Annotated in this window: 14 protein-coding genes; 5 read left to right on the top strand and 9 right to left on the bottom strand. The window is 56.3% G+C overall.

Annotation, left to right across the window (positions count from 1 at the left end):
* Positions 1 to 131 precede the first annotated feature (131 nt).
* Both ypfM and H7R76_RS06845 read right to left on the bottom strand, forming a co-directional pair.
* A complete protein-coding gene (gene ypfM, locus H7R76_RS25110; RefSeq protein WP_227673970.1) occupies positions 132 to 200 on the bottom strand; it encodes a protein YpfM in 69 nt (22 codons plus the stop codon).
* 123 nt (positions 201 to 323) lie between these two features.
* Entirely contained in the window at positions 324 to 1,304 is a 981-nt protein-coding gene (locus H7R76_RS06845) for an IS5-like element ISKpn26 family transposase (protein WP_182930037.1), read from the bottom strand.
* A gap of 443 nt (positions 1,305 to 1,747) precedes the next feature.
* Between H7R76_RS06845 and H7R76_RS06840 the strand changes: the two genes are divergently transcribed.
* The 3 genes from H7R76_RS06840 to H7R76_RS06830 are packed head-to-tail and all read left to right on the top strand — an operon-like array spanning position 1,748 to position 3,516.
* Positions 1,748 to 2,107 (top strand): ArsC family reductase, encoded by a 360-nt coding sequence (locus H7R76_RS06840; RefSeq protein ID WP_106924153.1) that lies wholly within the window; start codon positions 1,748 to 1,750, stop codon positions 2,105 to 2,107.
* A 55-nt stretch (positions 2,108 to 2,162) separates the two neighbouring features.
* The gene (gene dapE / locus H7R76_RS06835; protein WP_106924152.1) at positions 2,163 to 3,290 is read left to right on the top strand and encodes a succinyl-diaminopimelate desuccinylase; all 1,128 of its coding nucleotides are present in this window, start codon (positions 2,163 to 2,165) and stop codon (positions 3,288 to 3,290) included.
* Positions 3,291 to 3,315: 25 nt separating this feature from the next.
* Positions 3,316 to 3,516 (top strand): YpfN family protein, encoded by a 201-nt coding sequence (locus H7R76_RS06830; RefSeq protein ID WP_106924151.1) that lies wholly within the window; start codon positions 3,316 to 3,318, stop codon positions 3,514 to 3,516.
* Between the two features lie 97 nt (positions 3,517 to 3,613).
* Here the strand turns inward: H7R76_RS06830 and ypfH are convergent, their stop codons facing one another.
* The 6 genes from ypfH to dapA form a co-directional block, all read right to left on the bottom strand.
* A complete protein-coding gene (ypfH, locus tag H7R76_RS06825; RefSeq protein ID WP_106924436.1) occupies positions 3,614 to 4,312 on the bottom strand; it encodes an esterase in 699 nt (232 codons plus the stop codon).
* Positions 4,313 to 4,388: 76 nt separating this feature from the next.
* Positions 4,389 to 6,389, bottom strand: coding sequence for a tRNA(Met) cytidine acetyltransferase TmcA (locus H7R76_RS06820; protein WP_286187626.1), 2,001 nt, complete (start codon positions 6,387 to 6,389; stop codon positions 4,389 to 4,391).
* Between the two features lie 16 nt (positions 6,390 to 6,405).
* Positions 6,406 to 7,281: a KPN_02809 family neutral zinc metallopeptidase gene (gene ypfJ / locus H7R76_RS06815; RefSeq protein WP_182967301.1), complete on the bottom strand. Its 876-nt coding sequence runs from the start codon at positions 7,279 to 7,281 to the stop codon at positions 6,406 to 6,408.
* Positions 7,282 to 7,508: 227 nt separating this feature from the next.
* Positions 7,509 to 8,222, bottom strand: a complete 714-nt coding sequence (gene purC, locus H7R76_RS06810; protein WP_035891480.1) for a phosphoribosylaminoimidazolesuccinocarboxamide synthase — start codon at positions 8,220 to 8,222, stop codon at positions 7,509 to 7,511.
* Positions 8,223 to 8,331: 109 nt separating this feature from the next.
* Positions 8,332 to 9,363: an outer membrane protein assembly factor BamC gene (gene bamC / locus H7R76_RS06805; protein ID WP_106924148.1), complete on the bottom strand. Its 1,032-nt coding sequence runs from the start codon at positions 9,361 to 9,363 to the stop codon at positions 8,332 to 8,334.
* Between the two features lie 16 nt (positions 9,364 to 9,379).
* The gene (gene dapA, locus H7R76_RS06800) at positions 9,380 to 10,258 is read right to left on the bottom strand and encodes a 4-hydroxy-tetrahydrodipicolinate synthase (RefSeq protein ID WP_106924147.1); all 879 of its coding nucleotides are present in this window, start codon (positions 10,256 to 10,258) and stop codon (positions 9,380 to 9,382) included.
* A 154-nt stretch (positions 10,259 to 10,412) separates the two neighbouring features.
* On the opposite strand from dapA, the gene H7R76_RS06795 reads away from it, so the two are divergent.
* A complete protein-coding gene (locus H7R76_RS06795) occupies positions 10,413 to 10,985 on the top strand; it encodes a glycine cleavage system transcriptional repressor (protein WP_181357944.1) in 573 nt (190 codons plus the stop codon).
* On the top strand, positions 10,985 to 11,455 hold the full coding sequence (gene bcp / locus H7R76_RS06790) for a thioredoxin-dependent thiol peroxidase (RefSeq protein WP_106924145.1): 471 nt from the start codon (positions 10,985 to 10,987) through the stop codon (positions 11,453 to 11,455). Before H7R76_RS06795 ends, bcp begins: the two co-directional genes overlap by 1 nt.
* A gap of 62 nt (positions 11,456 to 11,517) precedes the next feature.
* Here the strand turns inward: bcp and H7R76_RS06785 are convergent, their stop codons facing one another.
* Complete coding sequence (locus tag H7R76_RS06785; RefSeq protein ID WP_106924144.1) at positions 11,518 to 12,591, bottom strand: AI-2E family transporter; 1,074 nt, start codon at positions 12,589 to 12,591, stop codon at positions 11,518 to 11,520.
* Positions 12,592 to 12,727 lie beyond the last annotated feature (136 nt).

The following is a 12,727-nucleotide window of genomic DNA, read 5'->3' as shown; positions in this document are numbered from 1 at the left end:
ACGCAGCCACAAAAAAAGGCGACACAGGATGTCGCCTTTTATCTTTATGTGATGCTTATACTCTGTACTGCAAACAACACCGTCTTGGTTATTGAAAGAACACAGCGCCTTGTCACTCACATTGCTGAAAATTATTTACGAAGCATCACTTCGATAAAATCTTTCCAGTTCCCTAGGGAAGGTGCGAATAAGCAGGTCATTTCTTCCAAAGCTGACTCGCTGATTAAAATTTCGCGGATCTGGGCCGATTTTTTTCCCGCAAACACATCGAATCAGCCTATTTAGGCTATTTTTTCCGCCATTTCTGGCGTTATTTCCGGTTTTTAGTGAGATCTCTCCCACTGACGTATCATTTGGTCCACCCGAAACAGGTTGGCCAGGGTGAATAACATCGCCAGTTGGTTATCATTTTTCAGCAGCCCCTTGTATCTGGCTTTCACGAAGCCGAACTGCCGCTTGATGATGCGAAACGGGTGCTCCACCTTGGCACGGATGCTGGCTTTCATGTATTCGATGTTGATGGCCGTTTTGTTCTTGCGCGGATGCTGCTTCAAGGTTTTTACCTTGCCGGGACGCTCGGCGATCAGCCAGTCCACATCCACCTCGGCCAGCTCCTCGCGCTGTGGCGCTCCTTGGTAGCCGGCATCGGCTGAGACAAATTGCTCCTCTCCATGAAGCAGATTACTCAGCTGATTGAGGTCATGCTCGTTGGCCGCGGTGGTGACTAGGCTGTGGGTCAGGCCACTCTTGGCATCGACACCAATGTGGGCCTTCATGCCAAAGTGCCACTGATTGCCTTTCTTGGTCTGATGCATCTCCGGATCGCGTTGCTGCTCTTTGTTCTTGGTAGAGCTGGGTGCCTCAATGATGGTGGCATCCACCAAAGTGCCTTGGGTCATCATGACGCCTGCTTCGGCCAGCCAGCGATTGATGGTCTTGAACAATTGACGGGCCAGTTGATGCTGCTCGAGCAGGTGGCGGAAATTCATGATGGTGGTGCGATCCGGCAGGGCGCTATCCAGGGATAATCGGGCAAACAGGCGCATGGAGGCGATTTCGTACAGGGCATCTTCCATGGCACCGTCGCTCAGGTTGTACCAATGCTGCATGCAGTGAATACGCAGCATGGTCTCCAGCGGATAGGGCCGTCGGCCATTGCCCGCCTTGGGATAAAACGGCTCGATGACAGCGGTCATATTCTGCCATGGCAGAATATGCTCCATGCGGGAGAGGAAAATCTCTTTTCGGGTCTGACGGCGCTTAGTGCTGAATTCACTATCGGCGAAGGTGAGTTGATGGCTCATGATGTCCCTCTGGGATGCGCTCCGGATGAACATGATGATCTCATATCAGGAACTTGTTCGCACCTTCCCTAGTTCACGTTCGATCATAACTACCTCTCTTATTATTATGCGTATTTTACGTACTGTCGTATGACCTGTGAATACGGTTAATCCGATTACTTTAATTGCCGCTGCCAACATTTGTTTACTGCTTGAAGCCACTATGGGCCGGAATGTGGACATTTAATGTGACGGACAGCAATATTCTGAAATAGTTATCGAAGTGTGAATGTTATGATAAAAATTTACGCTATGTCAAAGCAAATCATCTGCGACTTTCTGCGTAATTAGCGCAATAAACTGCATGATTTTTAGCCAATTTGCGGCAGCAAAATTAAAACAGGCAGCCGCCGGAATTCCGTGTATATTCGAGTCCCTAAAACCGGTTGATATAAAGGTGGAACATGACCATCCTCTATGGAATAAAAAACTGCGACACGATAAAAAAAGCCCGTCGTTGGCTGGATGACCACCAGGTTGAATATCGTTTCCACGACTACCGCGTCGACGGTCTGACGCCAGAACTGCTGGCGTCCTTTATTGCCGAACTCGGCTGGCAAGCGCTGCTGAATACGCGCGGTACGACCTGGCGTAAGCTGGACGAGCAGGTTCGTGCGGGGATCGACAACGCCGATGCCGCCGCCGCGCTAATGCTGGAAATGCCGGCAATCATCAAACGCCCATTGCTCTACGCGCCCGCACAGCCTATGCTGCTGGGTTTTAGTGACGCCAGCTATGGTCAGTGGCTCGCGCAGACGCGTTAACGCCGTCGCCCGTTTTGACTTTTTGCAGATAACGAACAATAACGAGGTTTAGTTTATGTCTTGCCCAGTCATTGAGCTGGCTCAGCAGCTTATTCGCCGCCCTTCTCTTAGCCCGGATGACGCGGGCTGTCAGGCATTAATGATTGAACGCCTGCGCGCAATCGGGTTTACCGTTGAACCGATGGATTTTGGCGATACCCAGAACTTCTGGGCATGGCGCGGCAAAGGGGAAACCCTGGCGTTTGCTGGCCACACCGATGTGGTACCCGCCGGCGACGCCGACCGTTGGATTAATCCGCCGTTCGAACCTACGATTCGCGACGGAATGCTGTTTGGTCGCGGCGCGGCCGACATGAAAGGCTCGCTGGCTGCGATGGTAGTTGCCGCCGAACGGTTTGTCGCCCAGCATCCAAACCATCAAGGCCGCCTGGCGTTCCTCATCACCTCCGATGAAGAGGCGAGCGCTACCCACGGTACCGTGAAGGTGGTCGAAGCGCTGATGGCGCGCAACGAGCGCCTGGACTACTGTCTGGTCGGCGAACCCTCCAGCACCGAGGTCGTGGGCGACGTTGTGAAAAACGGCCGTCGCGGCTCGATGACCTGTAACCTGACGATTCACGGCGTGCAGGGCCATGTTGCCTATCCGCACCTTGCCGACAACCCGGTTCACCGCGCCGCGCCGTGGATGAACGAGCTGGTGTCTATCGAATGGGACCAGGGCAATGAATTCTTCCCGCCAACCAGCATGCAGATTGCCAACATCAAGGCGGGTACCGGTAGCAACAACGTGATCCCAGGCGATCTGTTCGTCCAGTTCAACTTCCGCTTCAGCACCGAACTGACCGACGAGATGATCAAAGAACGCGTTATCGCCCTGTTGGAGAAACACCAGCTGCGCTACAGCGTGGACTGGTGGATCTCCGGCCAGCCGTTCCTGACCGCCCGCGGTAAACTGGTTGACGCCGTAGTCAATGCCATTGCGCACTATAATGAAATAGAACCGCAGCTGCTGACCACCGGTGGAACGTCAGATGGCCGCTTTATCGCCCGGATGGGTGCACAGGTTGTTGAACTGGGGCCGGTGAACGCCACCATTCATAAAATCAACGAATGTGTGAACGCCGCCGACCTGCAGATGCTGGCGCGGATGTATCAGCGTATCATGGAACAACTTGTCGCCTGACGGCATAACATAAGAGGTAACACGCATGGATTGGCTGACAAAATACTGGTGGATTCTGGTGCTGGTGTTTCTGGCGGGGGTCATTATCAACGTGATTAAGGATCTTAGCCGCGTCGATCATAAAAAATTCCTTGCCGATAAGCCGGAACTGCCACCGCATCGCGACTTTAACGATAAGTGGGACGATGACGACGACTGGCCGAAGAAAGACCAGCCGAAGAAATAGTGCAGGATCGTGTAGGCCTGATAAACGTAGCGCCATCAGGCAATCCGCTGCAGATTGCCGGATGGTGGCGTAAACGCCTTCTCCGGCCTACATGTTCTTATAGCATCTCGATAATATCGTCGTCTTTCGGCGTACTGCCGCTCAACGCTTCATCAAAATAGTGCTTCGGCACGGTATAGCGCAGATGGTCGAGCGCAAACTGCATGCTGCGATCGTCAATCGCGTGCCCCAGCTCGTCAACAATATCCAGCGTCACATCGCCACCGGCTGCCAGCAGCGCTTCCTGTCCGCGAACGGCCCAGGCCAGATCGATAACCCTGTCTTCCCCACCGTGAATCAGATGAACGGTGGTGCTGGTATCTGCATGTTGCGGCAGCGTGGCATAACGGCCGTTAAAAGCAATGACGCGTGAGGCGAGTCCTGGCTCGGCTTTGATGCTTTCGAGCGACATAATCGCCCCTTGAGAAAAGCCGATCAGCGCGGTGGCCTGTGGACCGACGCCGCTCTGTTTTTGCCAGTAGCGCACCGTTTCAACAAAGGTCGGCATAATGGCATCAACGCGCGCCTGACGATTGTCTTCGGTCACGCCCTGTACGGAAAACCACTGCCGCCCCGGCGCTGGGCCGCACGGCTCGGCACCGCCGATACTGACGATTAACGCGTCCGGGAACAGCGGCGCAAACCAGCTGCCGATCTCCCCCATTGCCACCGGATTATCGCCCACGCCATGAAACAACAGCAGCAGCTGTTGAGCGGGCTTCGCGGGGCTTTGAACAACAAAATGATCGTGTGTCATGGCTGTCTCCTTGGTTTTGACGGTCAGTTTACGCCGCACCAGAATAATGACCATGCCATTTAACTGAATGAGTCAGTTAAAAAAATTGCAGTTGTAGGATCTGTTCCGACAAACGGTTTGTGCGTTCGCCATCAATAACGCGCATCGCGTGTGCTGCCTCGCGGCGCATTTGCGCCAGCAGCGCCTTACGGCCCTGTACGCCCAGCTGGGCGCAGAGTGCGGCTTCACTCTCTCCCCGCAGTCGCCCACGTAGCGCAGGCATCGCACTCTCGGCCAGCTCGCTCAGCCGATGGAGATTTGCCAGCACCGCCAGCAGAGGGCGATGGGCAAACGCGAAGCCAGCCAGATCCCACCAGTCATCGTCAGTAAGCATAGCGTCTGCGGCATCCGGCAGCGGCAATTTTTCATCCACCCACAGGCTTAGCCAGCGCCATTCACGGCACAGACGCTGATGCTCATGCTGCATCAGCGCCTCCCCCGCCGCCGTCAGCGGCCGCAGGGCCATTGCCGCATAGCAGCCGCTGCTGGCTTCGCGCTGACTGCCAATACGCACCAGCGTAAAACCACAGCGTTGCCAGAAACGCCACAGCGCGTCGGTATAGCCAAAGCTGACAGACAGGTAATCAATGCCTTTCGCCTCTTGCCATGCCTGGGTCACCAGGCGTTGCCCTATCCCCTCTCTCTGGCGCTGCGGATGTACTGCAATACGGCTGATGCGTCGCCCGATAAGCGTCGCCGCCAACGGACTGCCGCCGTGCGCTGCCAACGACTGTGCCACCAGGTTACCCCGCGGACGGCGAAAGCCGGCCCACACGGCGCGGCTCAGCGCCGGCGACAGGCCACCTTCATCCACCAACCACAGCGCGCCTGCCGGGCCGCTGTCGCACTGGGCGCTGATAAAATGCTGCCCCGGTGCATCCATCATGCGTCGGAGATCCAGCGGTGAGGTACGGTAATGGGCACCAGAAAGCAGCTGATACAGCGCACGCGGCAGCGCCGGTGCACTTTGCCATGCCGATTGGGGAACGGCGATTGGCCGTACGTCCCCCTGAAGAGGAGAATTAAATGCATCATCGTCAAAAATCAGCGCCTCGTTAACCACCGCTTCCAGCGGGCATCCTGCGGCCCAGCGGATGGGCTGGCTCAGGGTAAACGCCTGCCGCTGGGGGAATGCAGCGCAAAATTTCAACAAGAAACCGCGCCCGGTGCCTTCATAACCTTGAACGGTGGTCGTCAGCAGTGCGTGCGGGAAACGGGAGATCAGCTTTTGTAACAACGGCGCCGGAATGGCGGCAGCCTCGTCAACCACCAGCCAGTCGGCCTTTTCATCGGAAGCCAACAGCGCATCGGGGGCAATAAAACGAAAGCGCTCGCCGGCAAAGGCGGCAATCACCTCCGCCGAGGCGCGGGATGGCGCCGTCACCAGCGCCGAACCGGCAATCTGGCGAATATGCATCCCGGCCAGCGCCGATTTGCCGCGACCGCGCTCTGCCGTGACCACGGAAACCTGCGCAGTCGCGTTCGCCAGCGCCGACAAAATCGCCAGCTGTTCACCGTCGGGCTGGCCGTTCGCACGTTGCCAGCGCGGGCGCGGCGTCTCGTTTAGCGGCGCAAGCGGCAGCCCCTGACGCCAGATTCGCGCCTGCGGGTTATTCTTTAGCGTGCGGCAAAAATGGTGGACAAAATGCGGCGTGGCAATAGGTTCCGGCGTATCGCTCCAGCGCAGCGAGTCCGCATCGGCACGGGTTGGCCAGAGAGAAAGGTCCGGCACCAGCAGCAACAACCAGCTACCGGCGCGCAGCGTACCGGCCAGCGCGGCAAACGCCGAAACGTCAAACCCCGCGCGGGCGTCAAAAATAGCGTGCTGGAACTCACGTCCCAGCAGCGTGGCGAATTTACCCGGTGGGCAAAAAGGCTCGGCGGCGGCCTGCGGGCCGACCCATAGCACCTCGGGGCCGACGGCATCACGAAACGCCGCTGCCCGCTGAGCGCACCAGTCGGGCTCGCCGCTGACCACCAGCAGGCGGCGAATGCCCTCCTGCGCCATCCGCGCGGCCTGCGCGAGCAGCTCATCCATGACGTCCTGCATCGGCTTAGAACGATTTACTGAAGGTGTTGCACTGCGCCGGGTCGCCGCTGTCAAAGCCGCGTTTCAGCCAGGTGTAACGCTGCTGCGACGTCCCGTGGGTGAAGCTGTCCGGCACGATGCGCCCCTGGCTTTGTTGCTGTAGACGGTCGTCGCCGATAGCCTGCGCGGCGTTCAGCGCCTCTTCCAGATCGCCCGCTTCCAGAATCCCTTGCTTCTGCATATTATGGCCCCAGACGCCAGCGAAGCAGTCGGCCTGTAGCTCCATACGTACCGACAGACGGTTTACCTCTGCCTGAGATGCCCCCTGCTGCATCTGACGCACTTTCGGCTCAATACCCAGCAGTTTTTGAATATGGTGACCCACTTCATGAGCAATCACGTAGCCCTGGGCGAAATCACCGCCCGCGCCGAGCTTGCTTTTCATGTCATCGTAGAAAGAAAGGTCGATGTAGACCGTGCTATCGGTCGGGCAGTAAAACGGCCCCATAACCGATTGCCCGGTGCCGCAGCCGGTACGCGTTGCGCCGCGATACATGACCAGGCGCGGCGGCTGATAGGTTTTGCCCATCTCTTTAAACTGCTGCGCCCAGGTGTCTTCGGTAGTGGCCAGAATAACCGAGGTGAACTTAGCCGCTTCATCATCATTCGGGTTGCTGACGCGCTGAGAACTTTGCTGCTGGCTCTGTCCAATCGGCTCGCCGGTCATCAGCCCGGTTAAGTCAACGCCGTAATAGCCCGCGACCAGCACGACAATCAGCAGGATAATGCCGCCCTTGCCGCTTGGAATACGGAAACCTGGACCGCGCCCGGATAACGGGGATTCGGAACTGTTCCGCCGGTCTTCTACATTGTCGCTTTCACGACGGCCTTGCCAACGCATAACTACCTCGATCTTTTTTTATTATGACTGTTACGATCGTAGGCGGTTACGGGCGGGATTACCACTGGAAATGCGTCAGGAAGGGAGATTGTAGTCGGCCCGATAAGCGTAGCGCCATCGGGCACAATAGGCACCTTGCCGGAGTAGCGGCGTCAACGCCTTATCCGGCCTCCGCATGGCGCGAGGCCGGGAGGCCGGGAGGCCGGGAGGCCGGGAGGCATTATGACTTAGTCGAGCTTCACGCCTAAACGGTGTGCCACTTCTTCGTAGGCTTCAATCAGGCCGCCAAGGCTCTGGCGGAAACGGTCTTTATCCATTTTGTCCATGGTCTTTTTGTCCCACAGGCGGCTGCCGTCCGGCGAGAATTCATCGCCCAGCACCACTTCGCCCTTGAACAGACCGAATTCCAGCTTGAAGTCCACGAGGATCAGACCCGCGTCATCGAACAGTTTTTTCAGCACGTCATTCGCTTTGAAGGTCAGTTCCTGCATACGCGCCAGATTCTCTTTGCTCACCCAGCCGAAGGTTTCGCAGTAGGATTCGTTGACCATCGGGTCGTGCATCGCGTCGTTTTTCAGGAACAGGTCAAACAGCGGCGGATTCAGCTCAATGCCTTCTTCAATCCCTAAACGTTTCACCAGCGAGCCGGCGGCACGGTTACGCACAACGCATTCCACCGGCACCATATCCAGCTTTTTCACCAGACATTCGGTATCGGACAACAGCGCTTCCATTTGGGTCGGGATCCCTGCTTCCGCCAGTTTGCTCATAATGAAATGGTTGAACTTGTTGTTCACCATGCCTTTACGATCGAACTGTTCAATGCGGGCGCCGTCCCCTGCTGACGTATCGTTACGGAATTCGAGTACCAACAGATCCGGGTTTTCGGTGCTGTATACGGTTTTCGCTTTACCACGATACAACTCAGCTAGCTTTTGCATCTTTGTCACTCCAGTGATGATTAACCATAAATATTTGTGCTTTTCTGTCTACGCACACGTTTGCGTCACTATACAGAAAAAAGGGCCGGATTGCTCCAGCCCTGTTTAATTACTTGCTAAATGCGGCCTGGAATACGGCGACCAGGGCGTCATTCTGCGACTGCGTCAGCGTATGGCCTTTCGGATCGATGAACTGCAGGCTACTACGGTTGTCCAGATCGCCGACCTGAAGTTTGTAGTCACCGGAGACCAGACCCGGATCGCTGGCACCCAGATCTCTCCAACTGCCGTCAGACAGCGGCTTGTAGGTCACCGCGATGCTGCCCTGAGAACGCGTGCTGTCGGTCACTTTCATGCCCACTTTTTCCAGCGCGCCCGGCAGACGCTGCCAGACCTGGTTGAACGGCGCGCGCACCACCAGCATCGGCAGGCCGGTATCATCGGAAGCGCTCTGCACGTCAAAGGTGGCTCCCGCGGTGCCGCGAGAGGCCTGCGCGTCGCTGGCGTTCTTATCCAGACCGGCGGAGATCACATTCAGCATTTCGGCGCTGTAGCGCTGCAGAGAAGCACGATCGGCGACCGGTTTACCGGCCTGTTCCAGGTTAACCAGCTTCACCATCACCGCCTGCTGGTAGCCCTGAGGCTGCACGGAGATTTGATAACGACCGCGATACTGCTGGTCTTCGTCCAGACGGTTCCACTCAACCCAGTCGGTTGTCAGCGTCTGGCTAGCATCATCACGCTTGGTAATGGCGTAGTTTTTCGCCTGAATAATGCTGACCACCTGCGGCCACAGTGAACCGCTGCGGCTGTTTTCCACCAGCAGCGTGGCGGTATCGCCCGTAAACTGCGTGCGCGCACCGGCAACCAGCGCCAGCGGCTGAGCCGGTGGGCGGATATCCAGCGCTTTACCGACGGCACCGCTGCCGTTAGCGACAGGAATGTTGTAGTCGCCATTTTCAATCGGCAGGATCATGCCAGCAGGGGCGTGAAGTTCACCTAACGGCGTCGCGTCCAGATAGGACTCATCGCCGCTCACCTGGCGCTTATAGCGCGAGTCGGAACTACAGGCCGCAAGCAGTAAAACCAGCGATACACCCGCAACCTTGGCCAGGCGCGACTTCTGTACTGAGTAAGCCATCAAATCTCCCTAAACTTTACAGCAAACCGGCATGCTTCAGTGCGGATGCCACAACGTCACGACCGTGGTCGGTGATCGGTGTCATCGGCAAGCGCATGGTGTCGGTCGCCACAAGCCCCAATTCCTTACACGCCCATTTCACCGGGATAGGATTGGGTTCGACAAATAATTTATTGTGCAGCGGCATCAAACGCTGGTTGATGATGCGCGCCTGCGCGAACTGCCCTTCGGCGGCCAGCTTGCACATTTCAGCCATATCACGCGCCGCAACGTTCGCCGTTACCGAAATAACGCCGTGCCCGCCAAGCTGCATGAAGTCCAGACCGCTTGCATCATCGCCGCTAAGCAGGATGAAATCGTCTGAAACCAGCTCTTTGATCTGATGAACGCGGCTTAAGTTCCCCGTGGCTTCCTTAATGGCGATAATATTTTTAATTTTCGCCAGGCGACCTACGGTTTCCGGCAGCATATCGCAACCGGTACGTGACGGCACATTATACAGAATTTGCGGCAGGTCAGTATGCTCGGCAATCGCTTTAAAGTGCTGGAACAACCCTTCCTGAGTCGGGCGGTTGTAATAGGGGGTCACGGTCAGGCAGCCAACGACGCCGCTGTCGTTAAAACGCTGGGTCAGGCTAATCGCCTCTGCGGTTGCATTTGCCCCCGTTCCCGCGATAACCGGAATGCGACCATCGGCCAGTTCCAGCGTGGTTAATACCACATCGCCATGCTCTTCGTGGCTCAGCGTGGCTGATTCACCGGTAGTCCCTACCGACACAATCGCCGAGGTTCCGTTGGCGACATGATAATCAATCAGTTTTTTCAGGCTTGAACGGTCGACATTACCTTTTTCATCCATCGGCGTGACAAGCGCTACAATACTTCCCGTGAACATGGGCCATCCTCTGTGCTGACGTGCGGACATGAAACTCAATGGTACGTTTGGTCCTGTAATAAAAGCAAGAGACTCAGGGCCTTCAGAATGTTGTATGCCGGTTTTTTTTATGCTTTCCTAGGATATACCGCACCTTTTTAAAGGAAGAACAGGTTTGACAGCCTCATTACAACACTATCTGGTCATTACGGCCCTGGGCGCGGATCGCCCCGGCATTGTCAATACGATTACCCGTCATGTGAGCAGCTGCGGCTGTAATATCGAAGACAGTCGGTTGGCGATGCTGGGGGATGAATTCACTTTTATTATGCTGCTGTCCGGAACCTGGAACGCCATCACGCTGATTGAGTCCACCCTGCCGCTCAAAGGTGCGGAGCTGGACCTGCTTATCGTGATGAAACGCACCACCGCCAGCCCGCGCCCGGCGATGCCGGCCACCGTATGGGTACAGGTCGAAGTCCCTGATTCGCCGCATATTATTGAGCGTTTTACCGCCCTGTTCGACAGCTGGGAAATGAACATCGCCGAGCTGGTGTCGCGAACCCAGCCGGGCGCCGACGAAGGCGCGGCGCAGCTGTTTATTCAAATTACCGCCCATAGCCCAGCTACGCAAAATGCATCAAATATTGAGCAAGCGTTCAAAGCACTATGTACAGAACTGAAAGCGCAAGGCAGTATAAACGTGATTAATTATTCACAGCATGATGAACAGGATGGAGCTGAGTAATGAACCCACTGAAAGCCGGTGATATCGCACCGAAATTTAGTTTGCCCGATCAAGACGGCGAGCAAGTAAATTTGACCGACTTCCAGGGACAACGTGTTCTGGTCTATTTTTACCCGAAAGCGATGACCCCTGGCTGCACCGTGCAGGCATGCGGCCTTCGCGATAATATGGACGAGCTGAAAAAAGCGGGCGTTGAAGTTCTGGGCATCAGCACCGACAAACCGGAAAAACTCTCCCGCTTCTCAGAAAAAGAGCTGCTGAACTTCACTCTGCTTTCCGATGAAGATCACCAGGTCTGCGAGCAGTTTGGTATCTGGGGCGAAAAAACCTTCATGGGCAAAACCTATGATGGCATTCACCGCATCAGCTTCCTGGTCGATGCGGAAGGGAAAATTGAGCACGTCTTCGACGACTTCAAAACCAGCAATCACCACGACGTGGTACTGAGCTGGCTGCAGGCCAACGCCTGACCCTTTCCCTGACGTGAATGACGTAACCCGGCCGAGCATCGCGACGCCGGGTTTTTTATCGATTATGCCGTTTCGTCTTCTTCCACCACCAGACCGTCCGGCCAGGCGTGAACCACCGCCTTAATCAGCGTTGCCAGCGGTATGGCGAAGAATACGCCCCAGAAGCCCCACAGGCCGCCAAAAATCACCACCGACAGGATAATCACCAGCGGATGCAGGTTCACGGCTTCAGAGAACAGCACCGGCACCAGCAGGTTACCGTCCAGCCCCTGGATAATCAGATACACCGCAAACAGGCTCCAGAACTCGGTGCCCAGACCGAACTGAAACAGCGCGACGCAGACAACCGGGATCGTCACAACAAACGCACCGATGTACGGAATCAACACCGACAGCCCCACCAGCACCGCCAGCAGCAGCGAGTAGTTGAGGCCAAACATCAGGAAACCAAGCCAGGTGGCGACACCTACCACCACCATTTCCAGCACTTTACCGCGAATATAGTTGGTGATTTGCTGGTTCATCTCTTTCCACACCTGCCCCGCCAGCCCACGGTTGCGCGGCAGCACGCGGCGTACGGCGTTGAGCATTTGCTCTTTGTCTTTCACCAGGAAGAAAACCATCAGCGGCACCAGCACCAGATACACGGCCAGGGTCAGCAGCCCCACCAGCGAAGCGACCGAGTATTTCACCACCGAGTCGCCCATGGTCAGCATACGCGTACGCATATTCTCCGCCATCGCGTCGATAATCCCGGCGTCCATCAGCGCCGGGTAACGGCGCGGCAGCGTGGCGGCAAAATCGGAAAGCTTGTTGAGCATACCGGGCATGTCGCGGATAAGGTAAATTCCCTGCTGCCAGGCGATGGGCATTACCACAAAGGCCATCAGCAGCAGAATGCCAACAAACAGCACCAGCACGACGCTGGTCGCCCAGGTGCGCGACCAGCCCAGCCGCTCTAACCGTACCGTCGGCCACTCCAGCAGGTAGGCAAGCACTATTGCCACCAGCAGCGGCGCCAGCAGGCCGCTGAAGAAAAACAGAATGCAGAAACCGGCGAGCAGAATGACCAGCAGCGCGATGGCCTCCGGGTCGCTGAATCGGCGGCGATACCATTGCATCAACATCTCGAGCATAAATCTATTCCCTGAAGCCTATCGCTTTCATATAGAAGATGAATTGTATCTAAGTGTCACAAAAAAGACTTCGCTTTTTATTTTTATCTCCGCATTCTCGCGATTATCGTTTTCAAGCCGTGAGCAGATAGATACA

This window comes from Klebsiella sp. WP8-S18-ESBL-06, from assembly GCF_014169755.1.
Taxonomy (GTDB): domain Bacteria; phylum Pseudomonadota; class Gammaproteobacteria; order Enterobacterales; family Enterobacteriaceae; genus Kluyvera; species Kluyvera ascorbata_B.
Note: the sequence above shows the minus strand (reverse complement) of the source record. Positions and strands in the feature narration are given on the sequence as shown.